The organism is Streptomyces sp. NPDC047117 (assembly GCF_040643545.1).
GTDB lineage: Bacteria > Actinomycetota > Actinomycetes > Streptomycetales > Streptomycetaceae > Streptomyces.
Genome location: NZ_JBEYUN010000001.1, coordinates 15645 through 39453 on the forward strand (window position 1 = coordinate 15645; position 23809 = coordinate 39453).

A 23809-nucleotide genomic window follows, 5' to 3' on the forward strand; every position below is an offset into this window, starting at 1 on the left:
AAAGACTCAAGTGACACATCCGCCCCACCCACATCCGGTGCGGGAACACTTCTGTCCTGGGGGATTTCATGCGCATTGCACGACTGCGGTCCGCTGCCGTAGTGACCACAGCTCTGACCGGCCTGGCCGCGGGAACCCTTGCCACGGCTCCGGCCGCATCCGCCGCTCCGGGGGCCTGCGTGCAGCCGGAGACCAAGGACTTCTACATCAAGAGCAAGTGGGTCAACCAGCAGGTGGACCCCGACGACCCGGCCTTCGCGAAGTACTCGGTACGCATCGCCGCCTGCCCCGATCAAGCCCCCTCCGCCTGGAACATCACCGAGGCAGCGAAGGAGTTGTCGTTCGAGGGGACCCTGTTCAACAAGGACATCTACGGGGAGCTGAGGCACATCAGCACCACCGGCAACGAGCGGGTCATCGACCTCACCATGAAGCTCAAGCAGTGCGGCCCCCCGCATCAGGCCCTGGGCGGTCCCTGCGCAGACGAAGTCATCTTCGCCAAGCGCTTCGTCCTGACCAAGGTCGGCAACGAAGTACAGGTCAAGCAGAGCGACTTCCCCACCACTGGCTGGGGCAGCTCCGACAAGTACGTCACCGAACTCCCCCAGCAGTGATGCGCAACCGCTCCTACGCCACGACGTGACGTGTGCGCAGGTGTGCGTGCGGTACCTCGCCCCGGCATCCAGGGCGAGGTACCGCATACATCCAGCGGGACCGCACGCCATGATCCGGTGACCCAGTAGTCGGGCTGCCTGGCCGCGCGGCACCATGCGTCCCCTCCTGCCTCTAGCAGGCAGCGGTCCTACCTGCCCCCGTCTCCCCCAGCATTCAAGACAGCACGTGCGGTCCGCAGTTGGCGGAGCTTGGCGGTTTTCAGAGCGCTGAAGTAGTGGGCGTGCTGACGGAGGGCCTTCTCCTGCAGGGTCTTCTCCGCAGTGAACCAGGTCTGGGCGAAATCGGTGCGCTGCTTGCAGCGGACGTCGGCCTTGGCCGTGGCGATCTCCTCGTCCGAGGCGCCGGCTGAGGTGTCAGCTTTCTCCTCCGAGGAGCCGGCTGCGGCGTCTTCCTTCCACCAGCGGGCGTCGTTCAAGGCTGCTTCCGGGCTGGTGTAGGGGTGGTGCTCCTCGCGCATGCAGGTGCGCCAAGCCTGTTGGGCCTTCTTCACCGAGGGGGCCGACCGGGACTGTTTGAAGGCGGTGGCGTCCAGGGTGTCAAGTTTTCGCTCGTCGGCGTCCGTGCCGCGCAGGAGTTGGCGGTCCGCGGTGAGCGCGCATCCGTGATGTGAGTCAAGGGCCGCCTTGCGTGCCTGGGGGGACAGGGCCGCCTCGCGTTGCTCCTCGCGCTGGACCACCGCCGGGTAGGGACTCAGGACGTTCTGGGGAGCGTGGTAGCCGAAGCGGGCGGCTACGGCGGTTTCGATGACGCCGTAGCGGCGGCGGTTCTTCCACTCCACCGCCTTGGCAGGGCGGTCGATCACGGGCCATTCGCCGCCGAGGCGTCCCAGGCAGGTGCGGATCAGCCGGTCCCGGGCGGCGGAGAGGGTGTAGTACTCGGCGAGGGAGAGCTGGTAAGCGTCGAAGGGGAGCACCAGACGGCGGACCTGCTGCGTGGGCGCGGGAGGCGGCCGGCCCTCGTGGCTTGGCGCAGGAGCGGCCGGCAGCGCGCAGGCTCCCGCCAGCAGAAGGGGGAGGGCGAGTGCCGGGCGGCGGGTGTGTGGGAGGGGCATGGCTTCTTCCAGACGGTGGCCGTACGGGCCGCCGGCGGTGCGTCGGCGGCGGCCCGTACGAGCGGTGCTGCTAGCGGAACCGGATGGCGCTGGCCTTGTTGTCGAACCCGTTGTTGGTCAGGTCGCGGTCCTCGGAGTGCGGCTTGGCGTAGTAGGTACGGCCGGTGTAGCCCTTGCCGTCGTAGAGGACGACCTCGTGCCCGGTCTTGTTCTTCATGGAGCTGGCGCCGTTGTTGCAGGAGTTCTTGGCGCCGATCCAGTCGTTGTTCCGCAGGTCCTTGTCGCTCTTGGTGACCGAGCAGTGGCCGCCCTTGAAGTCATCGTGTCGGTAGAGGGTGAACTTCGCGGCCGCAAGCGGCGCGGGGGCGGTGGCGGCGGTCGGGGCGGTGGGGACCGCGGCGACGGCGGTGGCGGCCGGCGTGAGCAGGCCACCGGCGCACAGGGCGGCGATGCCGATCGCGGTGGCGGTCTTGCGCTTCATAACTGGGTCCTTACGTCTAGGTGATCTGACACGTCTGAGTGATCTGACACGTCCAGGTGATCTGACGGTGCCGGGCGGAGCTGCGCCGCCTCGGTGTCACCAACTTGACCGGGGCGGGCAGTTGTCCGAAAGCGCTGGTGGCAGGCGACAAACAAAGCGAACAATGTGATTGCCGGGGCTTGTGTGGCCCAGAGGGAAATCGCGCTGAGTGACCAACTGCGCTGGAGTGACTGAGGAGTGTGCGTGACGGGGGACAGTCAGAACGGATCGAGCAGGCCGCGCAGGGCACGGCTGGGCCGGCCGGAGAAGCCGGTGGATCCCGCGGCCGGGCCGGTGGAACAGCTGGCGTGGGAGCTGCGCCGCTTGCGGGAGGAGGCGGGGTCGCCGAGTTACCGGGCACTGGCACGGACGGCGCACTACTCCCCCAGCACGTTGGCGGAGGCGGCGAAGGGCGAGCGGCTGCCCTCGTTGGAGGTCCTGCTGGCGTACGCCCAAGCCTGCGGAGGGACGCGGGCGCACTGGGAGCGGCGCTGGCAGGCGGCTTCCGCCGCGGCACGGGAGCAGGCGGGCGGCGGCCGGGCCACGAGCGCCCCCTGCCCCTACCCCGGGCTGGCGGCGTTCGGACCGGAGGATGCGGAGGTGTTCTTCGGCCGCGACGCGCTGACCAAGGAATTGGCCCGCTGCGTGGAACGCGGGCCGCTGACGGTGGTCCTGGGCGCCTCGGGCAGTGGCAAGTCCTCGCTGATCCGGGCCGGGCTGCTCGCCGGTCTGGATCAGCGGTGGCAGACGGTACTGCTGACTCCCGGGGCACGGCCGCTGGAGGAGATGGCCGGCGCGGTGGCCCCTGTCATCGATGCCGACGCCGACCCCGACGCCTTGCGGGCACGGTTCGCCAAGGAGCCGGGCGCACTGGACCTGGCGTTGCGGACCTGGCTGGCCGGGCGGCCCGAGACCACCCGGGCCCTGCTCGTGGTCGACCAGTTCGAAGAGCTCTACACCTCGGGCGCGCCGGAGGAGGAGCGCAGGGCCTTCCTGGCCGCGCTGGCCGACCTCGTCCAGAGCGCCGGCGGCCGGGCACATCTACTCCTCGGGGTACGCGCCGACTTCTATCCGCACTGCCTTGCCCACCCCGCCTTCGCCGCGGCCGCGCGCACGGCCGCCCACCTGCCGGTGGGGCCGCCGACCCGGGAGGAGCTGGCGGAAATCATCACCGCCCCCGCAGCCCGCGCGGGGGTGAGTGTGGACGGCGACCTGCTGCAGGTGGTGCTCGGTGAGGCCGCCGACCAGCCCGGCGCCCTGCCCCTGGTCGCTCACGCGCTGCGCGAGGCATGGACCCGGCACCAGGGCGCCGCCCTGCGCCTGGCCGACTTCCAAGAGGCGGGCGGCATGCGCGGCGCTGTGGCCCAGACCTGCGAGCGGCTCTACGACGAGGCCACCGGCCCCCAGCGGCAGATCATGCGGCAGCTGTTCCTGCGCCTGACGGCGCTCGGCGAGGGCACCGAGGACACCCGCCGCCGGCTGGCCCGCAGCGAACTGGACGGCCTGGCAATACCGGGTGAGACCGAAGCGCTGCTGCAACGCCTGGCCGACCGGCGTGTCCTGGTACTCGCCGACGGCACGGTCGAGGTCGCCCACGAGGCAGTGATCCGTGCCTGGCCGCGCCTGGGCCGCTGGCTGGAGGAGGACCGCGCGTCCCTGCACACCCACCGCCGCCTGACCGCCGCAGCCGCTACGTGGCAGGAACTGCACCGCGAGAGCGCCGCCCTGTACCGGGGCACCCAGCTGGCCACCGCCCAAGCGTGGACGCAGCACCGGGACCACACCACCCTGAACACGCTCGAACGCGACTTCCTCGCCCACAGCGCCCGCGCCGAGCACCGCCGCACCCGGCGCGCCCGCTTCCTCACCACGACCCTGGCCACCCTCCTCGTCCTCGCCCTTCTCGCGGCCGTCACCGCCTACCGGCAACGCAACGACGCCCAGAGCCAACGCCGTGCCGCCCTCGCCGCCCAACACCAGGCCCAGTCCCGCCAGCTCGCCGGCCGCTCGGACACCCTCCTTGGTACCCGCCCCGACCTCGCCGCCCTGCTCGCCGTCCACGCCTACCGGACCAGTCCCACCGCCGAAGCCACCACCAGCCTCTACAAGGCAGCGAACCTCCCCCTGCGGCACCGCCTGGCCGCCACGGGCCCGGCCGCCGATGGCATCGACGGCGTCGCCGTGGCCTACAGCCCGGACGGCCGCACCCTGGCCACGGCCGGCTGGAGCGGCACGGTGCGCGTGTGGAACGCTGCCACCGGCCGGCTTCGCACCACCCTCACCGGCCACAAAGGCGACGTGACGTCCGTGGCGTTCAGTCCGGACGGGCACACCCTCCTGATCGGCGGCGCCGACGGTGCCATCTGGCGGGGAAACCTCCACACCGGCCGTGTGCGCGCCACCGCTCTCACCGCCCAAGAGGACGTGGGAACGGTGTTCTTCAGCCCCGACGGACGCACCGTGGCCACCGGCGACGGCTCGGGCACGGTGCACCTGTGGAACATCGAAACCGGCCGCCGGCAGGCCACCCTCACCGGCCACCAGGTCGCCTCGCTCGCCTTCAGCCCCGACGGGCACACCCTGGCCACCTCGGACTTCGACAACAGGGTACGACTGTGGGACGCCACCACCGGTACTACGCGCACCACCCTCGCCGATCGCCACGAAGACGTGGCCGCACTGGTCTTCAGCCCGGACGGGCGCACCCTGGCGACCGGCAGCAGCGAAGGCAGAGTGCGCCTGTGGAACGTACGCACCGGCCAAGCCCCTATCACCTTCACCAGGCCCCAACAAGGCGAGATCACCGCGCTGGCCTTCAGCCCTGGCGGAGACACCCTGGCCACCGGCGGCTACGGCCCGGTGCACCTGTGGGACACCCGCACCGGTCGCGCCCGCGCAACGCTGGTCGGGCACACCGGCCGCGTCGACTCACTCGCCTTCGGCCCTCACCGCCACACCCTGGCCGCCGGCGGCGGCACCACAGCCCGGCTCTGGGACACCCGCACCGGCCGCACCCTCCCCCGCCACCACCGGGAAGTCGGCGCGCTGGCGTTCAGCCCCGGCGGGCAGACCCTGGTCACCGGCAGCGCGGACGGCACGACGCGGCTGTCAGCTACGGCCACCGGCCGCACCCGCACCACCCTCACCGGCTCCAAAACCGAGGTGAACCTGGTGCACTTCAGCCGCGACGGCCGCACCCTGACCACCGCCGGCAGCAGCGAAGGAGACAGCCGAACCACCGTACACATCACCGACGCCAGAACTGGACGCGTCCGCCTGACGCGCACCGGGCCGGCCGACAGCTTTTTCTCCCCCTTGGCCATCACCCCCGACGGGCGCACCCTGGCCATCGCCGGTGGCGCGTTCGGCTCTCGGGTGCGCTTGTGGGACCCCCGCACCGGCCGGACGCGCATCATCCTCACCGGCCACCGCAGCGAGGTCACCACAGCGGCCTTCCATCCCACTCAGCACACCCTGGTCACCGGTGACCAGGACGGCACCCTTCGCCTGTGGAACACGCAGACCGGTCACACCCGCACAATCGCCACCGGCCACAGCGACGAAGCCGTGACCGCCGTGGCCTACAGCCCGGACGGGCACATCCTGGCCACCGCCGACCAATCAGGCGCCATCACCCTCCGCAACCCGGCCACCGGCCGCGCTCGCACCACTCTCACCGGCCACAAAGACAGCGTCGATGCCGCGGTCTTCACCCCCGACGGCCGCACCTTGGCCACCAGCAGCGCGGACGGCTCCCTTCGCCTGTGGGACACCCGCACCGGTCACACCCGCCAGACCCTCGCCGTCACCCCCCGCCCGCACGGCCCCCTGGCCTTCAGCCCCGACGGCCACACCCTGGCCGCCATCGACGGAAAAACCGTTCACCTCTGGACGGTGGACCTCCCGACCGCCGCGGCAGCAGTCCGCCACATCTGCACCGTCATCGGACGCGACCTCACATCACAAGAACGCGCCACCTACCTCCCCCACACACCGTCCAGCCCCATCTGCAAACGCTGAGACAGAAGCCCATAAACACAGAACCGGTCCACGAGCCCTAAAAAGGCTCCGTGGACCGGTCGCTGTCAGGCGCGGTCAGGCGCCGGTGAGGCTTGCTCAGGCGAGGGTGATGTTCTCCGCCTGGGGGCCCTTCTGGCCCTGGGTGACCTCGAAGGTCACGGCCTGGCCCTCCTGCAGCTCGCGGAAGCCGGTGGCGTTGATGTTGGAGTAGTGCGCAAAGACGTCCGGGCCCCCGCCGTCCTGCGCGATGAAACCGAAGCCCTTTTCAGAGTTGAACCACTTCACGGTTCCGCTGGCCATGCTTGTGCCTCTCCATCGTTGTCGGGTCCGCACCGCGCGGCCCGGAGGTGATCGCCCTGGTCCGGCACACACCAAGACGCCCGCGCCGGAGCACAGGCAGGACCACGACAGCTGACGCTGACGCTACATGCCGAAACGGCCCACCACCAGAGAGCGACGATCTTCAGCCACCCACCACCTCGGCCACTCACCCACGTACCACCCCGCCCGGCACCCCGACCACACGAAGTTGCAGCGCTTCCCTGAGAGGAAGGCGCCGCGAACTAGAACAGGGGAATCCCCCGTCAATACGGACAACACGTCTCACGCGACCAGCAAACGGCAATCGGCAACCGCAACCCGCAACCTCGCAGCAAGGCCGCTCAGGACAGAGACGTCGGCCTGCGCGGCGGCGGGACGGCGCGCAGTATCTCCCACAACGGCTGGGAGCCGGCCGCCCACACGGCCAGGGTGTGCCGGTCCACCACGTGCAGTCGCTGCTGCCGGGCGAACGTCACGGCCGGGGCGGTGACCCGACCGTTGGTCACGATCACCGCTACGTCGGCCCCGTGGACCTGGCGGGCAGTGCCATTGAGCACCTGCAGGTCCGGCGTACCGACCGCGGAGCCGGCCAGGCCCTTGCGCCGGTGCTTGCACTGGATCACCCAGCGCCGCCCGAAAGGATCGGTGGCTTTCACGTCCGCCCCCAGGTCACCCCCGCCGCCCACCCGGACCGCGTCCCGGCAGCCGTCCCGACGCATCAGATCCCGCACCGCCTCCTCGAACCGGCTGTGGTGCAGCGCATCCAGCTGCGGCATACCGAAGCGCAGCCCCTGTGCTCGCACCGCCTCCCACCTGGCTCTTTGCTGCTGCTGGTAGACCCACCCGCCGCCCGCCAGCGCCGCGAGAACGCCGCCGAGGATGAGGATCCACCAGTGGAGCAGCAGCCAGTCGACCACGGCCCCCAGCAGTACCACCGCTACGACCCCCGCCACGGCCAGCCCGGTCAGGTCGTTCTTGCGCCGCCGCCTGCCGGTCCGGGCGGGCCGCCGTCGCGCCGGTGGGCGCCTGGCCGTCATCGCCGGTTCTCCGTGTGGGTGTTCACCGGCTGGCCTGGGAAATGCCGGAGGCCAGCTGGGTCAGCCCGTCCAGGATCCCCTGCCCCACGGCGGTCGGAGCAAGGACGATTCCCAAGGCGAGGACGATGGCGACGGTCAGCTTCTCATCGAACCGGCTCCGCGCCTCCGTGCGGCGCCGCAGCCGCACGATGACGATGACGGCCAGCAGCACCGCCACATTGATCGTCAGCACTTGAATCCCCCTCAAGCCTCTCCAGCACCTGCCGCGTCACGCGCCGACGGCAGCACTACGACCTCTGGTGTAACGCGGCATGGACGAGGAGGGGGCCGCTTCCCGTCACTATGGCAAAAAGCCTCCCCTGGCTCGATCACTTCCAGCCGGACGCAGCGTCGTATGGCTGCTCCACCCGCTCCCATCTGTGGCAGAACACGGCCGCCCGCGACTGCCGCTGCGTCCGGCGCGAACCGCGGCCGAGCGAGGTACTTGGCACTCACAAAGCTGCTCGGTGAAACCGGCCGCGGCGGTGTCTCGGCGGCGGCTCAGGCGCCGCCTCAGCAGAACGCCCGGAACTCCTTGAAGTCCGGCGTCGGGCGCGGCTCGGGCAGCCGGTAGGCGCAGGTACGAGGCCGGCCACTGGCCGGGTCGGTCGTCCCGCCCGTCAGAGCGTCCGGCACCGGGCGCCACCCCAGATTGGTCTCGAAGTGCGCCGCGGCGGCCCCGACCGAGGGCCAACAGACATCGTCGAGCATCACCAGACCGCCGGGCCGGACGATCTCGCCCAGGAACACGAGGTCGACGAAGACGTTGTGGAAGTGGTGGCTGCCGTCGACGAACGCCGCGTCCGCGGCGAAGCCCGCATCGACCAATCGAGGAAGGAACCGCTGTGACGGCTCGGTCACCAGCTCAGCGACGTCGTCCAGACCGGCGTCGCGCAGCAGCTCCCACCCCACGCCGTCGTACGCCGTGTGCTGGAACGGGTCGATCACCACGTGCCGTGGGGTCCGCGAACCGGCGCGCAGCAGCGCCTCGCCGATCGCCAGCGCCGAGCGGGCATAGGCCAGCCCGACCTCGACGACCGTGCCAACGTGCTCTTCCACCAAGAGGTCACGTACCCGATCGCAGTCGAGCTGCGGCAACGTGACGGTAGCGAAGTCCGGAGCGCCGCGTGGCGTTCGCGGTGGTCCGTGTTCATCGAGATCACGGCGTACGGCAGCCACCGCCGCCAGCCAATCGTCCTCGACTCCGCCCGGGTATGCGTTCGAGTTCATCAGTGCACGCTCCTTCGTCCGCTGCTCGATATTCCATGGCCTGCTCCCGCCCCCACCTGTACCTCATCCCGGCGCCACAGCTCGTCCAAGCCCGAAGCGGGTGGCGACGTGGTCGGCCAGGTCGGAGACGGGAACGGACCCGTCGATCACGACGGTATCGAGACCGTGGGCAACGGCCTGCCTCCGGACTTCCTCGTCCCAGAGAGCATCGCGGAGCAGACGTTTCGCCACTGCGCTTGCCGGCTGCTCGGTGCCCCAGGTGGCCCGGGCACGAGCGGGGTCCGCGTAACGGGCTGCGAGCGCGTTCTCCCTGAATTCGGCGGTGGGCAGAAGGAAGGCGGCCTGGCCTGGTCGTCGCAGCAGCGGTGCCAGGTGGTCAGGCAGAATGCCGAAGTAGTCGACCAGGATGATGCGGTCGTCGGACATGGCGAGGAGGTCGTCGACGACGAAGCCGACCATCTCGCCGTGCAGGCTTGGCATGGCCTGGAACACCTGGTCCGGGGTGCGGCCGTGCCACATGGCCCCGGGCGGCAGGCCCCGCAGGCCGGCTAGGTGCGGGTGGCGTTGTGGAGTGCACCGCTCCAGCCAGCTGTGCTCTGCGCGATCCCCCCGGTAAACCGCCACCTCATACCGGTCGGCCAGTGCTTGAGTCAGCGTGCTTTTGCCGGCACCCGTGCCACCGGCGATCCAGCGCACGTGCGCGAGTCGGTCTTTGAGGACGCGAGCAGTCCCGGCATCCGAGAAGACGGAGGTCATGCCCATATGGTCAGGGTTTCGGCAAAGAAATTGCAGTCTTGTTATCGAGCCTCAGCGGCATGAATATGGGAGAGAGGGCCGCTGTCCGCCGACCCTTTTCTTCCCGGTGACATCTCTACGTGTGAGCTCCTCTCGGCTCCTCTCTCTGCCCCCTCGGAACGTCTTGTGGCGCAACAACTCGAGTTCGTCCGCGCGCCGATGGTCTTGGGGACGGCCGAGGGAGCGCCGCATACGGATCAGATCGTCCAGGTCGGCGTAGCGAAGCGGATGGCAAAGCCCGACGGTTCATGTGCGCTCATCGCCGGGCCAAGCAGGGGGCAATATCCATGTCGCCCCAGGGCAGGGCGGGTGTGCACAGATCGCCGCCGGCGCCGGTCACCCGATAGGCCACCTGAGGCCGGGGTCGTTCGAGATCGGGCAGATCCGTGCAGCCCGTGGCCGTCAGGGCTTCGCGCAGGGCATGCGCCTGCGCGGTGTGCCGTCCCACAGCAGGTCAAGGTCGCCGGTCAGCTCCGATAAGCCGTGCATGATCCCGGCGACCTGACCGATGACCACCGCATGCTGCCCGGAGCCTGGCGCGTGCTTGGGAGTACATGGAGGGCTGAGGAAGCGGAGCCCGGCCGGTGCGGCTTGGGCGCAGCAGAGGGCGGTACCTCGTACGCGACGAAGGAAGAGGCCGCCGCTCATGCCGGAGCGTCGCCGGCGCGGCCCTGGTCGAAGGCCTGCTCATAGTGGTGGTCGCCCGCCGCCGCGCGGGCAGCGCGTTCGCATTCTTCGCGCATCGCGCCGAGTTCCGGCATGCCGCGTTGCGGATGGCCGGTGGAACGCCAGAACGCCTCGCCCGTGCCGGAGACGAACGCCGCCTCTTCACCCCTCTCCTGCGCGGCCAAGGCAGCGGCGAGCAGATCCAGGCCCAGCGCCACGCCGAAGCTGTCGCCGAGACCCCGCTTGCCGACCAGCATCGCTCGGGCGTGGTCGGCCGCCTCCCCGGGCTCGTCCTTGAGCAGGGCGATGAGGGCCAGTTGGAAACTCAGGTAGGCGCGGGTCCAGAGCTCGCCTTCCTCCACGCAGCGTTGCCGCAAGGAATGGGCCAGGACCTGTTCGAGATAGGTGTGCGCGATTTGCCCACACCCCCCCATCCCCGTGATCGTGGTCAGCCTCCCGACCCTGACCAGGTCCCGTACAAGGGCCAACTCCTTGTCACGGCCGACGAAACTGCTGTGCTCCTCGGGCAGGAATCCGCGCATCCGCACAGTCTGCCCCCCCCCACGCCTCCCCACCCCCACGCACCACCTCCCACCCACAGCCCGGCCACGGTCCAACAACGGCCGACGCACGCCTACGGCGACGACCACGGCTTCACCGCCGCCTCCACCCCACCCTGTGTCCCCACCGCCCCCATGTTCCCTGCACACCAGACCACCCCGAATTTCCCTCCAAAGAGCTACGCCCACGTCCAGCCCCAAGCCCCCAGCCTCGCACCATCCACCGAACCACGGACCGGGGCGGACAAGGACGATCACCCCGCGGGAGTTCAGTACTGCGAGGTGAGGACCTCGGCCAGCTGCCGCGGATCTTCCGGACCCAGGTGAGGGGCACGTACGGAACACACATCGAAGCGATTTCCGGGTGTCGCCGCATCCGCTTCGGCGATCATGCGGTCCTGCAGGGCGAGAGGGATCGCCCGGTCTTGGGTGTAGCGGACGTAGGAGCGCGGGAGCCGACCCCAGGACGCCCGGTGGCCGCGGGCGTCGTCGGTGGAGACCGCGGCCGCCTCATCCGGCTCGAAGGTATTCAATACCGCCAGGAAGCCCGCGTCACTGTAGTCGGCGGCCAGCGCTGCCTTGGCCGCGGCGAGGAAATCAGGATCGGCCGAGCGCCAGTTGGTACGGCTGATGCCCCAGCCCTCGGGCACCTTCACACTGGGAATGCCGGGCAGCAGCGTAGAGGCGCCCTCGGGCGTCAGGTAACAGTCCAGAACGCTGCGCAGTCGGACGCAGCAGAACGCCGAGAGGTACACCAGGCGGTCGATCAGTTCGGGCACCCGGTTGGCCACCTGGGTGATCGTGGCGCCGCCCATGCTGTGCCCCACGAGGATGACGGGACCGTTGCGGGCCGCGCGGCGGACCACGCGGACGACGCGCCGGGCGTTGTCGGCCAGCGTCGTGGCGCACAACACCGCCGACGGCGCGGCGGCGAACGCCGCCAGGTCCTGCGGCGCCTGATAGGAGAGCGGGAAGTTGCCGTCCGGACCGTGACCGGGCAGGTCAACCGGCATCGCGCGATGGCCGTCTGCGGCCAGGGCGGTGACCAGAGGAGCGAACGAGGCGGCGTTGCCGTTCGCGCCGTGCACCAGCACGAACGTCGGCTGCCCCCGGTCGCCTCCACCGGCTGCGGCGGAAGTGGTACGGGCGCCCACCGCCCAAGCCTCCGAGGAGCCCGAGGCACCCAAGGAGCCCGATGCACCCGCCGCCAGAGCCCCCGCCCCACCCGCGCCGGCCAGCGCTGCCGCTCGCAGCACAGCGCGCCGACCGGGCCGGTGGGCGAAGCTCCGACGCTTGAGCCAGTCCACTCGATGCGGGCTGTTCGCAGGCTCAGACACCGGCCCGCCTCCGTACCCCGTACCGAGCCGCCGCGCAGAGGAGCAGGACGAGACCGGCAGCCCCGAGCGCAATATCGGTCCACTGCGGCAACCCGGCCGCACGCAGCAGACCCGCCACCCCGAAGCTGGTACCCCACCGGGCTTCGGTTACGGCCGACCCAAAACCCTGCACCGACAACAGCCCGCCTAACGCCCAAAGTGCGCTCTGGAAGGCGGAGTTCGCTCGCCTATCCGACATGCATTCATCCCCCTGACGGTGACTGATCACCAACCGATACAACCGTATCGGCAACGTACCACAAGACCGATACACATGTATCGACTAGACTCCCTGCATGCCACACGCGCACCACGACAGCCGACGCCGCCAGATCGCCCGCGCGGTCTTCGACCTGATCAGCGAGCGCGGCATGGAAGGCGCCACCCTGCGCGAGGCCGCCACCCGAGCCGGCGTCTCCCTGGGCGCCGTCCAACGCTGCTTCTCCACCAAGGAGGAGATGGTCGTATTCGTCATGGACCACATGAACCGCCAGGTCAGCCAGCGCATACGCGCCGCGCTGCCGGACCCCGCCGACCCCGACGCGGCCATGGAAACGCTTGAGCACACCCTCGCCGGAATCCTGGCCCTCGACGCACCGAGCCAAGCCGAAACCCGAGTCTGGCTGGCCTTCACCGCTCAGGCGGTCCACCACCCCCAACTGGCCGCCCTCCACCGCGAGCAGTACGCCGCCCTGACCGATCTCCTCACCCTCCTCCTCCGCACCGCCCACGACCGCGGCCAGGCCCGCCCCGACCTCGACATCGACGCCGAAGCGGACGCACTGCTCACTCTCACCGACGGACTCAACGTCCAGCTGCTCCTCGGACACCACACTCCCCATACCGCCCGCACCGCGCTCACCAGGCGAATCAACACCCTCCGGCCCCACTGACAAAGGAACGGGCGACTCGCATTACCGCTCGGGAGTGTGGACCAGCGACCGAAAGCATGTGATCCGGACGCGCTGTCGCGTTGCGCCTCAGCGTGTGCCGGCTGCCTTGAGGAGTTTCAGCGCGCCGGTCAGGAGGGTGACCCAGGTGCCGGGCGAGATGCGAGACGACGGTGTGAACTCTTGAATGCGCTGGTGGGCGATGGTCTGCGGCTCGGTGTACTTGAGGATGCCGTCAGCTCGGTGACGGCGGCCGAACCCGGAGTCGCCCAAGCCGCCCATCGGCGCGTCGTTACTCCCCCCAGGCGGCGGCGAAGACCTCATTACGGTGCAGGCGTGCAGGCGTGCGGGCGTGCAGGCGTGCAGGCGTGCAGCGAAGGTCTGGCCACGTGCTCCGTCCCGGCTCCAGAGGCGGGCACCCATGCAGGCAGGGCACGGGCCGGTGGGTTGCTGAATACCGCCCCCGCGCGGCGATCAAGCCGCCCGGCTGGCGGCCGCACCTTCTCGCGACAGGGACAGCCAAGCGCGGTAGCGGCGCAGCGCCCGACGCTCCTGGAGTTGCTCGCACAGCAGGGCGCGCGCGGGGTGGGTACCGGGCTGGGGCTGGTTTCCGCGGGCGATGCGGCGCAGTTGGTGACGTACCTGTGCCATGCCGGCGGCCGAAGCCAGCGCCTTGTTGGACCAGGTCACCGGCCGCAGTGGCCGGTCGGCCTCGTGGCTCTGCCGCCACCGGTCGGGCAGGTCGGGGGTGACTGCGAGGGCGGTTCCGACCCCGATGAGCGCCACGCCGCTGTCGAGGACCTCCTCGGCGGTGGCGCGCCGGGTGATGCCGCCGGTGAGCATCAGTGGCAGCGGGCTCGTCTTGACCAGATCCTCGGCCAGGTCCAGGAAGTACGCTTCGCGGGCCCGGGTACGCGCGTCGGCGGGGCGGCCGGACATGGCAGGGCTTTCGTAGCTGCCGCCGGACAGCTCGACCAGATCCACGCCCAGCGGTGCGAGCATCTCGATCACCTGGCGTGCTTCGTCCGCATCGAATCCACCGCGCTGGAAGTCGGCGGAGTTGAGCTTGACCGCGACCGCGAACGACGGGGAGACACTGGCACGAACGGCGCGGACGACCTCCAGCAGCATGCGGGCCCGGTTCTCCAGCGAGCCGCCCCACGCGTCGGTGCGCTTGTTGACCAGCGGGGACAGGAACTGCGAGAGAAGGTAGCCGTGCGCGGCGTGGATCTCCACACCGTCGAAGCCGGCCTCCTCGGCGCGGCGCGCCGTGACCGCGAAACGGGCCACGGTCGCCTCTATCTGCTCAGTCGTCATGGCGACGGGGCGCCCGAAACGGCTGCTGAGCCGACCCAGGTCGACGCCGACGTCGGACGGGCCCCACACCACACCGGGCATGTCGGACTGCACCTGGCGACCGGGGTGGTTGATCTGCATCCACATCGCCGCACCGTTGGCCTTACCCGCAGCGGCCCACTCGGTGAACGGCTCCAGCGGCGCAGCATCGTCGAGCACTACACCGGCGGGTCCGGTCAGCGCCTCGGCGTGCACCATGACGTTGCCGGTGATCAGCAGTCCGGTGCCGCCGGCCGCCCAGCGCCGGTACAGCGACAGCAGCTCCTGGCCGGGCAGCTGCCCCTCACCGGCCATGTTTTCCTCCATCGCCGCCTTTGCGATCCGGTTGCCCAGCACCTGCCCGGAACGCAGGGACAACGGCGAGAACAGCTCGCTGGTCATCCGAATTCTCTCTTTCGCCTCGATCAATTAGGATGTTTACATCGCTCACATTAGCCAGGCAATGTAAGCGGTGTAAACATGAAGGAGTGTGACCTGTGCCGCAAGCGAGTGGCTCGTACCATCACGGCGATCTGCGCGCCGCCTGCCTGCGTGCCGCGCGGGAACTACTGGAGGAGGACGGCAGCGCCGGTCTGTCGCTGCGGGCGGTCGCGCGGCGCGCGGGCGTGTCACCGACGGCCCCCTACCGCCACTTCACCGACCGCGACGCCCTTGTCTCCGCGGTCGCCGCCGAGGGGTACCGCGAACTCGCCGAGCACCTGGCCGGCGCCCACCCCTCCCCCACCACCCCCGACGATCTCGCTGCGATCGCCATTGCCTACGTACGGTTCGCGCTCGAGCACCCGGCAATGTTCCGCGTGATGTTCGCGGAACCCTGTGACCCGAACAACGAGGAACGGGTCAACGCGACCGCCGCCATCTCGGAATACGTCCACAGCATCGTCCAGCGTGCCTTCCCCGGTGCCGACCCGGACGCCTTGTCGACGACGGTATGGGCCCTCGTCCACGGCCTGGCCTTCCTGCATCTCGACGGCAAGCTCGACACCTCCACCCCCGAGGTGGTCGCCGAGCAGGTCCGCGCCGCCGTCCTCGCCGCGTTTGCCGTCTCCCCTGCAATGTCGCAGACAGATGGCACACCGTCCCGGCGGACGAGGGCGTAGCAGTCACCGCAGCATCGGTGCCGGGGCCGGCGCGGGCGCACTCGCGAGTACGCCGGCCATGACCGCGGCCCGCCACCGGGGCGTGTTCACCCCGCGGCATAAGGAAGAGAGATCTTTCCCTTGCTCCGCGTGCGTAACAACATGCTTGCCTCACCTCGTAGTTGATCGGTGATCAATGCGTCAGAAACGCGACGCATCGGCGATCAACGTCCCGTTTACGATCCCTCAACGCGCACCCACGCGAGAGCGATCGATGGTGAGGGTGAGGCGGAGAAGGATCCCGTGGGCAACGCCGCGAGCGGTTGGCGTGGGCACCGAGGGGACAGTGGCGTAGGTACCGGCATACGCGGTACCTACGCCACGCGCCCGCGTCTCAGGGCCAGTACTCAGTGGAAGGCCAGGGTCGGCTCCCCCGGTCGGCGGATCCTCAAAGGGGCTTGTCCGGACCAGATTTGTCCACATGCGAATCCCTGTAGCAGCCACGACCACAGCAGTAGCTCTTGCTCTCTGCCTGACCATTGGGCCGGAAGCCACCGCCTCTACAGCCCCCACCGCCGCTCCCTCCGATGCACTCCGCTCGGCTGCTCACGAGGGCCTGCGGTTCGAGTTGCCCGCGCCGACGGGCCGGCACCCAGTGGGAAGCACCGAACTCCACCTCATCGACCACGACCGACGCGATCCCTGGGTCGAAGGCAGAGACCGGGAGCTGATGGTCAGCATCTGGTATCCGGCGCGTTCGGTGAGGGGATGTCCGCACCGGCCGTACATGCCGCCCGGTGTCGCGCGCTGGGTGGACAAATCCGGCTCGTTCGGGCTTGCCCAACCCGGCGAGGTGGAATGGGGCGCCATCCGGACGGAGGCATGCCCGGGAGCGCCGGCCGACACGCGCAGCCGACGGCCGATCGTGCTGTACTCGCCGGGCCTGCAGAGCCTCCGATCGCTCGGCACCTCGACCGCGATGGAACTGGCGAGCCGTGGCTACGTCGTCGTCACCATGGACCACACCTATGAGGCCCCGGCGGTGGAATTCCCCGGCGGTCGGACCGAGCTCCAAGAGCCGATGTCCGGAGTCGAGGATCTCAAGAGGATGGTGGATACGCGGGTACGCGACACTCGTTTCGTTCTTGACCAGCTCGCTGTGCTGCACAGCGGCGGCAACCCGGACGCCGAGGGGCGCCCTTTGCCCGAGGGGTTGGCCCGGATACTCGACCTGCAGCGGGTCGGTATGTATGGCCATTCGGGCGGTGGCGCCACCGCGGCCGAGGCCATGCGCGTGGACCGCCGTATCGATGCGGGCATCAACTTGGACGGCACGCTGCAGTACAGCAGCACCGAATTCCTTCCCGTGGCACGGGAAGGGCTGGACCGCCCGTTCCTGCTCATGGGCAAGGAGAGTCAGACACACCTGAACAAGCCGTCCTGGCAGTCGTTCTGGAACCACTCAACGGGCTGGAAGCGGGACCTGAGCCTGCAGCGGGCCAGCCACTTCAGTTACACGGATGCTCAGTCCTTCGTCCCTGCTTTGGACGTGCACCTGGACATCCCGGCAGAGATACGCGAGCAGTACATCGGCACCGTGGCCCCCACACGCAGCACCGCCGCCCAGCGCGCCTACATCACCGCGTTCTTCGACCAACACCTAAGGGGCCGCCCCCAGCACCTGCTGGACGGGCCTTCACCCTCCTACCCGGAGGTCGCCTTCATTCCATAGGAACCGCTGCAGAGACCGCGCCCGCGCAGCCCGCGCCTGCGCCCGCCGCCGGGCAGCGCTCGCAGCGAGTCGTACCATGTCGACCACCGCGCGCTGCCCTGCGCGGGAAACAGGACCTCTTCCTTGTGCACAGGAAGAGGTGCCGATCGCTGGGTACGGATGCCCGTGGGATCTGGCCTGCGGTGATGCGCACCATTGCCCGGAGAGGGTGGTACCTACCGCGGTACTGATCGCGATACCCACCGCGGTACGGGCTTCGGGACGCATCGCGGTACCGACCGCGGTGCCACCTCCGGCAACCGCTGTCCACAGCCGTCGGCCCCGAATCGGTACATCGCCCAGCTCGCCTGGCCCTTTTGTCCGCGGGATCGGCCGGACTGCGGGCCGTAGGCGATGCTGAGAATCGTGCCACCGGGTTGCCGTCAACTGACATGACTGTGCCCGCCTTTCGTGGCAGTGGTTCTGACGAAGTGTTGAAGCCATGCTCTCTTCGCCGCGATCAGCCCGGGGAAGCGCCCGCACCGACCACTCGAACGGATAATCGATGCCACGTAAACCCCTCCACTCGGAAGGGACCGGATCTCGCGCCCCACGTACCTCTCCGCATGCGAGATCATGCGGCATGCGCCCGGATGGCTGGTACCTCACCTCAGAAGTCGACGAATTCCTCGCCCGAGCGGGCGGCTTCCTGCGCTCGCGGCCCGGCCTGCACGTCATGCAGCTGACATGGGCCGAGCGAGTGCGAAAGCGTGGAGCGGAGTCGTTCGCCACCGAAGCGCCGGTCGACGCCCCCGTCTTCGGCCTGCTGGAGCAAGCAGGCGAGGTCTGCGCCACCTTCTACCGCCTATCGCCCCGTGCGCTGGGCCTCTCCCCGCTCACGCCCGAGGAGGCCGACTCCCTCGCCGCTCATCTGGCCGCGCTCGGCCACTCCCTCTCCCGCGTCAGCGCCGACCACGACACAGCGACCGCATTCGCCGAGGCCTGGCAGCGGCACACCGGCGCGACGCCGAAGCTCCGCGACACACGGCTCCGCCTGTACCGCCTCGACACGCTCACTCCACCGGAGCCGATGCCGGCGGGCCGGGGCCGTGTCCTGGGCGAGCAGGACCTTGACGAAGTGATGTTCTGGTGCGGTGAGTTCGCCAAGGCCGTCGGGGAGGTGGTCTCCCTCGACGCCGGCTCCTGGGCCGAGACGCGCTTCGCCGACAAGCGCTACACGCTTTGGGAGACCCCTGACGGCACTCCCGTCTCCATCGCGGGCATGAACCCATTGATCGGCGGCCAGGTGCAGGTGGACATCGTCTACACCCCGGCCCACCTGCGCGGTCGCCGCTATGCGGGGGCCGTGACGGCGGAGGTGAGCCGGGCCGCCGTGGCCGCCGGCGCGAGCGACGTCGTCCTGTTCGCGGACCTGTCCAACCCCGCCAGCAACGCCCTCTACCAGCGCCTCGGCTATCGCACACTCAACGACTGGGCGGTGTACGACTTCTCGACCAGCTAGTGGAAGCGGTCCCTCGGCCCCGGCCCCTGCCCCCGGCCCTGCTCAAGCCCAGCGCTTCACGAAATCGATCGCCGCCGAGTTGACCTCCGCGGGGTGCGAGGCGCTCAGGAAGTGCTGCCCGCCTTCGATGACTTCCAGACGCGCCTCGGGGGAACGGGTGAACATCCGGATCTCCTCCTGGGCGTTCGCCACGGAGTACACCTGGTCCGCGGTGCCGTGCAGCCACAGAATGGGGCTGCGGACCTCGTCCAGCCTGCCGTGGAGCCCGTCGCGGTCCCGCAGGTTCACCGTGCTGAGGCGCAGACGGTGACGGCCGGCGTCACCGGCGTAGTTCGCACGGTAGATGGTGAGCCAGAACTCGCGTTCCTCGGCCGAGACGCCGCCCATGGCCGTGTCGAAGACCCCGTCCACGACCTCGTCCGGCACGACCCAGTCCTCGCCGACCGGCTCGGCGAGGGCGTCGACGAGCGGCGTGTTGAATTCGACTCCGTCCCAGCAGCCCAGGTCGCGGCTGCGCGGGCTCTCGAAGTCCATCGACGTACCGAGCGTGATGAGCCCCTTCACCGTGTCCGGGGCGAGCAGCGCCATACGGGCCGCCACCCAGCCGCCCTGCGAGGTCCCCAGCACGAAGGCCTCGGGAATCCCGAGGGCCGCGAGCGCCTGCAGGTTGGCGATTGCGCTGTCCCAGTAGGTGAAGTGAGGGTACGAGGCCCTCGTACGGCCGTGCCCGTAGGGTTCCAGGGCAAGCAGGTTGACCGCGGACGCAAGCGCCTGGTCGGCGAACTGCGGCCGGTACAGCTCGGCCGAGGTGGTGTACGAATTGATCAGTACCAGCGTCGGGAGCGCGGGATCGTACGGCCTGCCGAAGGTGTACCCGACGGTCGACCCGCCGAGGTGCGGGATCTCGACGGTCTGCTCGGTCTCACTCACGGATCGCTCCTCCATCTCTACACGGAAAACATTGGGCACGGCCCCCTGCTCTCAGCCGAACACGACCCCACCCCGGTGCATTCCCCCACTCCGGCCCATCCCGGCTCAGCGGCGGCCTCCACCACCACCCGGGATTCGGCCGCTGTCCCCTGAGGTCGCGCACCCGGGGCAGGGTCCGCCCCCCTGCTGGACATACCGGTGCTCGTTCGCGAGGTCGGCCACCTGAGCCATCGAGGGGTCCTCGGTGGAAGCGCCGAACCCGTAGCGGGCGTAGAAGGCGAGCAGGTTGGCGTCGGCACGCTCCACCGCCTGCTGTGTTCTGTCGTACGCCACCGAAGCCAGGTCCCTGACATCGATGCGGATGAGCCTGTCCCCGTCGGGTGGGTCCTGGCCGACCCTCTCGCCCCACCGGAGAAACATCTTCTTCACCGGGCCGTCCTCCACGAGCCCGCCCAAGTACTCCTTGACGATCTGCACGGTCTCGTTGTCACCCAGGTCGACGAGGTCGAAGGTACGGGTGATCGCCAGAGAGGCGAGTTCGGCGAATCGGTCGGCCTGTGTCTCCCGTTCCGCGGAGCGCTGTTGGCTCTCGTCGAGCTGCGTGACCTGATCCGCGACGTTCTCGCCCTCCGGCGGCTCGGGTTGCGGCGGGACCGGATCGTCGACGTCGAGCGTGGCTGCCTGGAACCGGCCGACCTGCCGCGCGGTCGCCAGAGCCGTCTCGTTCACGGGCTCTCCGGAACGCGAAGGAGCAACCCGGTCCACAGCCACCACCACGTCCCTCATTCGGGCAGCGACCCGCGGATGAGTGGCGACGTACCGGTGGATCTCCTTGTAGGCGTCCGCGGCACCCTCAGCGTACTGCTGGCGTTGCGCCTCGAACGCGTACCTCTGGGCCACCGGCTTCTTCCATGTCCCCTCGGACACCGGAGCCAGTACGACGGCGAACAGCAGCGCGACCATGATTCCGACGTTGAGCCCGCCGAGAGACCGCCGGCCGAAGTTGAGGAGGGCGCCCAGCGGCAACCGGGCTTCGCCGAAGCGAGCCGGGCACAGTCGCTGCAGCCGCTGCCTGATCTGCGCCACACGGTCGGGCCAGCGCAACACGGCGTAGCTGCCGAGAGCCAGCACGGTGTAGGCCAGCAGCCAGTACAGCCAGTGCACCTCGGTCAGCCCCTGAATGCGTTCCAGCACACCGCGTACCACCGCGACTTGAGCCGGTGAGAACGACAGCACGTTGGCCAGCCACACCACGAGCAGTGCAAGCACCAGGCCGAGTTGCAGGGAGAGGACGAGGTCGGCCGCCGCCTGCACTGTCAGCCGCGTCGAGTCCTTCATCTTCCGCCAACCGCGCCAGGACAGCCAGCACGCCAGCGGGAAGAACAGCCCGGCGGCCGGGCCCGTGGTCAGCACGTCGCCGCTGACGAGTTGCTGGGCGGCGAGGGCGAACAGCGCCGCTCCGGGCAGATCGGGAAGGTGGCGCACTGCCCAGCGCTCGGATTCGCTGCACCGCTTCACCGCGAGCAGCAGAGTCCAGCCGCCGAAGAAGAGCAGTGTCACCAACGGGATCAGCTGGGAAGGAAACTCTCGGAGCAGGAAGAAACCGAGCGTCAGCGCCAGGCCGCCGACACCGAGTACGAGGGCGGCTGCCGCGACGTACCGGCGATGCCGTGTGCAGCGGACCAGCACTCCGAGGAACATCTTGCCCGCCACCGGCGGCGCAGCCGCGAGTGCCAGCCCGAAAACCGCGCCGACGACTCCACCCAACACTGCTGCGAGGACGGCCAGCAGGAGGTCCCCCACCCCCTCGACCTCGTTCCGCGTGCCCAATCGCCACGCCGCCCAGGCCGCCAGCCCGACCGTGACGTACAGTCCCACGAGCGCGGTGGTGTCGCTCACATCCTCGTCATTGCGGGCAGTCGAATCCGGTGCGACCGGTGCGGCCGGTGCGGCCGGTGCGGCCGGTGCCCCGAGGTCGTGCAGCCGGCGCGCAACATCCAGGAAGACCTCAGCGTTGGGCATGTGGTAGAGAGATTTTGCGTAGAGCGGCGGAAAGGCGTTCCCTCGCGGGGCCACGACGAGACCGCCCTCGCCCATGAGCGCAATCGGACCGACATCCTCCCAGGAAGTGAAATCTTCCCGGCCGCGGCCGTACCTGCGCCGTACGGCCAACCCGTCCTGACGCAGCACGAGATCCCCGAAGGCAACTTCACCGCCACTCTGGATCGTCGCGACAGCCGATCGCCCCTGAGCCTCCCGGACCCCCTGCCGGATCGCGGAACCCCACTCCGCCTCCTCAGGGAACCGGGCACCCCTGATCACCGTCCGGGTACGCACTCCCCGGATCCTCTCCCCGGACAGCAACGGCGGGCGGTCCACCGCTCCTATCGTGATGACCTTCCCCTCAGGATTGGCCAGCTTGTAGCGGTTCCAGCCATCGATGAAGAGCAGTGTCGACGACCACGGATAGACCACCTCCGAGCCGTCCGCCGTGACCGCGACCAGACCACGCTCATAGAGCTGGATTTCCCTTGCTTGCTTCCGGTACCACAGCACCCGTAGAGCGAACAGCGCCAGCGCCACCAGGCCGGCCATCACCGCGACCGTGGCAGGGCGCGCCGGGCCGAGGAGCTCACCGAGCACAAACACCAGCAGGAGCACCAGAGCTGTCAAAGGCAGCAGGGCCAGTAGCTGGAGCGCCTTTCTGGCAGGCCCCAGGCGCGGCGGGCAGTAGGTACGGCGATGTTTCCCAAGCTCCGGGTGCTCCGCACTCCCCTGTGCACTCACCAGCCCACCCACCCCAGCGCACGATCAGCACAACACAACAAGCAAAAGAGTCATGTTGACCTCTGCGGCACGGTAGCAGCCCGGGCACCGCCTCCGCCCCTCTCCTCCCTCCAACCCCAGCAGTAAACAGACGTCAGTTCCGAGGTCAGGGCATCAAGACGGCCCCTGCGATCTGCTGGGCGGTCTGAGCGGGTGTGAGATGCGTGGTGTCGACGACCTCGGCCTCGGCGTGCAGCCACGTGCGAGCCGCCTCGGCGTAGGGCTCGAGGTACTTGAGACGGAACGGGGAGGGGCCGAGAACAGTGTCCCCCTCGATGCGCCCGCGGAGGGTGTCCTGGTCGGCGTGGAGAACGAAGTGCCGTACTGGGATGGCATGGTGGGCGAGGCCCGTGCTGATCTCGCGCCAGTACTGCTCGACCAGGACCGTCATGGGCATCACCAGAGTGCCGCCGGTGTAGTCGAGTACGCGGTGGGCGGTCTCGACGACGAGTGGCCGCCACGGAGGCCAGTGCTGAAAGTTGTCCGTCGCGGGCAGCCCCGGCGTGATGTCCATAAGCGTCTCGCCGACCTTCTCGGCGTCGAACACCCGTGACTCCGGGATGAGTTGCTGCACGAGCGCACTGGTGGTCGTCTTGCCTGCGCCGTGAGTGCCGTTGAGCCATACGATCATGAGACCTGACGCTAGCGCTGCACGGGTCCACAGGAACGTGCATAGCGGTAATCCAGTACAGCTTCGGCGTATCGACGGCCTTCTGCCTGGACGGTGGGTTTCCCGGCCCGCGCGAGGGCTGCCTGGTGCCACTCGCGCGGGGGCCGCTTCTCAGGCCGTTACCGTCTCCCGGAGCGCTGCGAGGCCGTCGCTGTAGATGCCGTGGAAGAGGGCTACTGCCTCGTCGTCGCTGACTCCGGCCGGGGTGAAGCTCCCCGACCACTCCACCCGCGATCCGGCGCCGCCGGGAAGCTCGTGCACCGTGAGGGTGGAGAGGTAGTCGGTGACGGGGAAGGGGGCTTGCTGGATGGAGTAGGAGTAGGTGCGCGCGGCATCGTCGAAGGCCCGGAGGCGTTCGACGATCGTCCCGCCGTCCTCGTTGGTGAGGCTGCGGACGCGTCCGCCTTCGCTGAGTTCGCTGGTACGGATGTAGGGCAGCCAGTCGGGGAGGGAGTCGAAGCCGCCGATGAGCTGCCAGGTGCGGTCTGCGGACCACGGCACTTCGATCGATGTGGTCATGGTGGCCATCTGTATC

General features: G+C 69.3%; 20 protein-coding genes and 1 pseudogene. 6 read left to right on the forward strand and 15 right to left on the reverse strand.

The window, feature by feature from the left end; genetic code table 11:
- Nucleotides 1-101 precede the first annotated feature (101 nt).
- Nucleotides 102-614, forward strand: a complete 513-nt coding sequence (locus ABZ840_RS00105) for a hypothetical protein (protein WP_361550713.1) — start codon at nucleotides 102-104, stop codon at nucleotides 612-614.
- Between the two features lie 188 nt (nucleotides 615-802).
- Here the strand turns inward: ABZ840_RS00105 and ABZ840_RS00110 are convergent, their stop codons facing one another.
- Nucleotides 803-1726: a hypothetical protein gene (locus ABZ840_RS00110; protein WP_361550716.1), complete on the reverse strand. Its 924-nt coding sequence runs from the start codon at nucleotides 1724-1726 to the stop codon at nucleotides 803-805.
- 70 nt (nucleotides 1727-1796) lie between these two features.
- On the reverse strand, nucleotides 1797-2207 hold the full coding sequence (locus ABZ840_RS00115; RefSeq protein ID WP_361550719.1) for a peptidase inhibitor family I36 protein: 411 nt from the start codon (nucleotides 2205-2207) through the stop codon (nucleotides 1797-1799).
- A 243-nt stretch (nucleotides 2208-2450) separates the two neighbouring features.
- Here ABZ840_RS00115 and ABZ840_RS00120 point away from each other — a divergent pair, with 243 nt between their 5' ends.
- Complete coding sequence (locus tag ABZ840_RS00120; protein WP_361550721.1) at nucleotides 2451-6266, forward strand: helix-turn-helix domain-containing protein; 3816 nt, start codon at nucleotides 2451-2453, stop codon at nucleotides 6264-6266.
- A gap of 96 nt (nucleotides 6267-6362) precedes the next feature.
- Here ABZ840_RS00120 and ABZ840_RS00125 read toward each other — a convergent pair whose 3' ends face one another.
- The 7 genes from ABZ840_RS00125 to ABZ840_RS00155 form a co-directional block, all read right to left on the reverse strand.
- The gene (locus tag ABZ840_RS00125) at nucleotides 6363-6566 is read right to left on the reverse strand and encodes a cold-shock protein (protein WP_361550724.1); all 204 of its coding nucleotides are present in this window, start codon (nucleotides 6564-6566) and stop codon (nucleotides 6363-6365) included.
- A 362-nt stretch (nucleotides 6567-6928) separates the two neighbouring features.
- Nucleotides 6929-7624, reverse strand: coding sequence for a restriction endonuclease (locus ABZ840_RS00130; protein WP_361550727.1), 696 nt, complete (start codon nucleotides 7622-7624; stop codon nucleotides 6929-6931).
- A 22-nt stretch (nucleotides 7625-7646) separates the two neighbouring features.
- Nucleotides 7647-7856, reverse strand: a complete 210-nt coding sequence (locus tag ABZ840_RS00135; protein ID WP_361550730.1) for a hypothetical protein — start codon at nucleotides 7854-7856, stop codon at nucleotides 7647-7649.
- A 320-nt stretch (nucleotides 7857-8176) separates the two neighbouring features.
- Nucleotides 8177-8722: a class I SAM-dependent methyltransferase gene (locus ABZ840_RS00140; protein WP_361550733.1), complete on the reverse strand. Its 546-nt coding sequence runs from the start codon at nucleotides 8720-8722 to the stop codon at nucleotides 8177-8179.
- A gap of 234 nt (nucleotides 8723-8956) precedes the next feature.
- Nucleotides 8957-9649: a hypothetical protein gene (locus ABZ840_RS00145; protein ID WP_361550736.1), complete on the reverse strand. Its 693-nt coding sequence runs from the start codon at nucleotides 9647-9649 to the stop codon at nucleotides 8957-8959.
- A gap of 683 nt (nucleotides 9650-10332) precedes the next feature.
- Nucleotides 10333-10896 (reverse strand): hypothetical protein, encoded by a 564-nt coding sequence (locus ABZ840_RS00150; protein ID WP_361550738.1) that lies wholly within the window; start codon nucleotides 10894-10896, stop codon nucleotides 10333-10335.
- A gap of 287 nt (nucleotides 10897-11183) precedes the next feature.
- Nucleotides 11184-12068 (reverse strand): alpha/beta fold hydrolase, encoded by an 885-nt coding sequence (locus tag ABZ840_RS00155; RefSeq protein ID WP_361550741.1) that lies wholly within the window; start codon nucleotides 12066-12068, stop codon nucleotides 11184-11186.
- Between the two features lie 518 nt (nucleotides 12069-12586).
- Between ABZ840_RS00155 and ABZ840_RS00160 the strand changes: the two genes are divergently transcribed.
- Complete coding sequence (locus ABZ840_RS00160) at nucleotides 12587-13183, forward strand: TetR/AcrR family transcriptional regulator (RefSeq protein ID WP_361550743.1); 597 nt, start codon at nucleotides 12587-12589, stop codon at nucleotides 13181-13183.
- 87 nt (nucleotides 13184-13270) lie between these two features.
- Here the strand turns inward: ABZ840_RS00160 and gabD2 are convergent.
- Both gabD2 and ABZ840_RS00170 read right to left on the reverse strand, forming a co-directional pair.
- Nucleotides 13271-13603 (reverse strand): annotated as a pseudogene (gene gabD2, locus ABZ840_RS00165) (succinic semialdehyde dehydrogenase); the annotation flags it as partial.
- Nucleotides 13604-13654: 51 nt separating this feature from the next.
- A complete protein-coding gene (locus ABZ840_RS00170; protein WP_361550746.1) occupies nucleotides 13655-14917 on the reverse strand; it encodes an NADH:flavin oxidoreductase/NADH oxidase family protein in 1263 nt (420 codons plus the stop codon).
- 95 nt (nucleotides 14918-15012) lie between these two features.
- On the opposite strand from ABZ840_RS00170, the gene ABZ840_RS00175 reads away from it, so the two are divergent.
- From ABZ840_RS00175 to ABZ840_RS00185, 3 genes are all read left to right on the forward strand, one after another.
- Nucleotides 15013-15636 (forward strand): TetR/AcrR family transcriptional regulator, encoded by a 624-nt coding sequence (locus ABZ840_RS00175; protein WP_361550749.1) that lies wholly within the window; start codon nucleotides 15013-15015, stop codon nucleotides 15634-15636.
- A gap of 460 nt (nucleotides 15637-16096) precedes the next feature.
- Nucleotides 16097-17347, forward strand: coding sequence for a lipase (locus ABZ840_RS00180; protein WP_361550752.1), 1251 nt, complete (start codon nucleotides 16097-16099; stop codon nucleotides 17345-17347).
- A 622-nt stretch (nucleotides 17348-17969) separates the two neighbouring features.
- Nucleotides 17970-18848 (forward strand): GNAT family N-acetyltransferase, encoded by an 879-nt coding sequence (locus ABZ840_RS00185; RefSeq protein ID WP_361550755.1) that lies wholly within the window; start codon nucleotides 17970-17972, stop codon nucleotides 18846-18848.
- Between the two features lie 42 nt (nucleotides 18849-18890).
- Here ABZ840_RS00185 and ABZ840_RS00190 read toward each other — a convergent pair whose 3' ends face one another.
- The 4 genes from ABZ840_RS00190 to ABZ840_RS00205 all read right to left on the reverse strand — a co-directional run bounded on the left by ABZ840_RS00190 (nucleotide 18891) and on the right by ABZ840_RS00205 (nucleotide 23802).
- Nucleotides 18891-19778: an alpha/beta hydrolase gene (locus tag ABZ840_RS00190; RefSeq protein ID WP_361550758.1), complete on the reverse strand. Its 888-nt coding sequence runs from the start codon at nucleotides 19776-19778 to the stop codon at nucleotides 18891-18893.
- A gap of 105 nt (nucleotides 19779-19883) precedes the next feature.
- Nucleotides 19884-22439, reverse strand: a complete 2556-nt coding sequence (locus ABZ840_RS00195; RefSeq protein WP_361550761.1) for a hypothetical protein — start codon at nucleotides 22437-22439, stop codon at nucleotides 19884-19886.
- Between the two features lie 271 nt (nucleotides 22440-22710).
- Nucleotides 22711-23235 (reverse strand): ATP-binding protein, encoded by a 525-nt coding sequence (locus tag ABZ840_RS00200; RefSeq protein WP_361550764.1) that lies wholly within the window; start codon nucleotides 23233-23235, stop codon nucleotides 22711-22713.
- A 150-nt stretch (nucleotides 23236-23385) separates the two neighbouring features.
- The gene (locus ABZ840_RS00205) at nucleotides 23386-23802 is read right to left on the reverse strand and encodes an SRPBCC family protein (RefSeq protein ID WP_361550767.1); all 417 of its coding nucleotides are present in this window, start codon (nucleotides 23800-23802) and stop codon (nucleotides 23386-23388) included.
- Nucleotides 23803-23809: the final 7 nt, after the last annotated feature.

What these genes read in the sequence shown, in the direction of transcription:
- ABZ840_RS00125 (WP_361550724.1), bottom strand. Translation starts at nt 6,566, where the DNA reads ATGGCCAGCGGAACCGTGAAGTGGTTCAACTCTGAAAAGGGCTTCGGT.
- ABZ840_RS00200 (WP_361550764.1), bottom strand. Translation starts at nt 23,235, where the DNA reads ATGATCGTATGGCTCAACGGCACTCACGGCGCAGGCAAGACGACCACC.
- ABZ840_RS00170 (WP_361550746.1), bottom strand. Translation starts at nt 14,917, where the DNA reads ATGACCAGCGAGCTGTTCTCGCCGTTGTCCCTGCGTTCCGGGCAGGTG.
- ABZ840_RS00180 (WP_361550752.1), top strand. Translation starts at nt 16,097, where the DNA reads ATGCGAATCCCTGTAGCAGCCACGACCACAGCAGTAGCTCTTGCTCTC.
- ABZ840_RS00185 (WP_361550755.1), top strand. Translation starts at nt 17,970, where the DNA reads ATGCGCCCGGATGGCTGGTACCTCACCTCAGAAGTCGACGAATTCCTC.
- ABZ840_RS00145 (WP_361550736.1), bottom strand. Translation starts at nt 9,649, where the DNA reads ATGACCTCCGTCTTCTCGGATGCCGGGACTGCTCGCGTCCTCAAAGAC.
- ABZ840_RS00110 (WP_361550716.1), bottom strand. Translation starts at nt 1,726, where the DNA reads ATGCCCCTCCCACACACCCGCCGCCCGGCACTCGCCCTCCCCCTTCTG.
- ABZ840_RS00150 (WP_361550738.1), bottom strand. Translation starts at nt 10,896, where the DNA reads ATGCGCGGATTCCTGCCCGAGGAGCACAGCAGTTTCGTCGGCCGTGAC.
- ABZ840_RS00115 (WP_361550719.1), bottom strand. Translation starts at nt 2,207, where the DNA reads ATGAAGCGCAAGACCGCCACCGCGATCGGCATCGCCGCCCTGTGCGCC.
- ABZ840_RS00160 (WP_361550743.1), top strand. Translation starts at nt 12,587, where the DNA reads ATGCCACACGCGCACCACGACAGCCGACGCCGCCAGATCGCCCGCGCG.
- ABZ840_RS00130 (WP_361550727.1), bottom strand. Translation starts at nt 7,624, where the DNA reads ATGACGGCCAGGCGCCCACCGGCGCGACGGCGGCCCGCCCGGACCGGC.
- ABZ840_RS00205 (WP_361550767.1), bottom strand. Translation starts at nt 23,802, where the DNA reads ATGGCCACCATGACCACATCGATCGAAGTGCCGTGGTCCGCAGACCGC.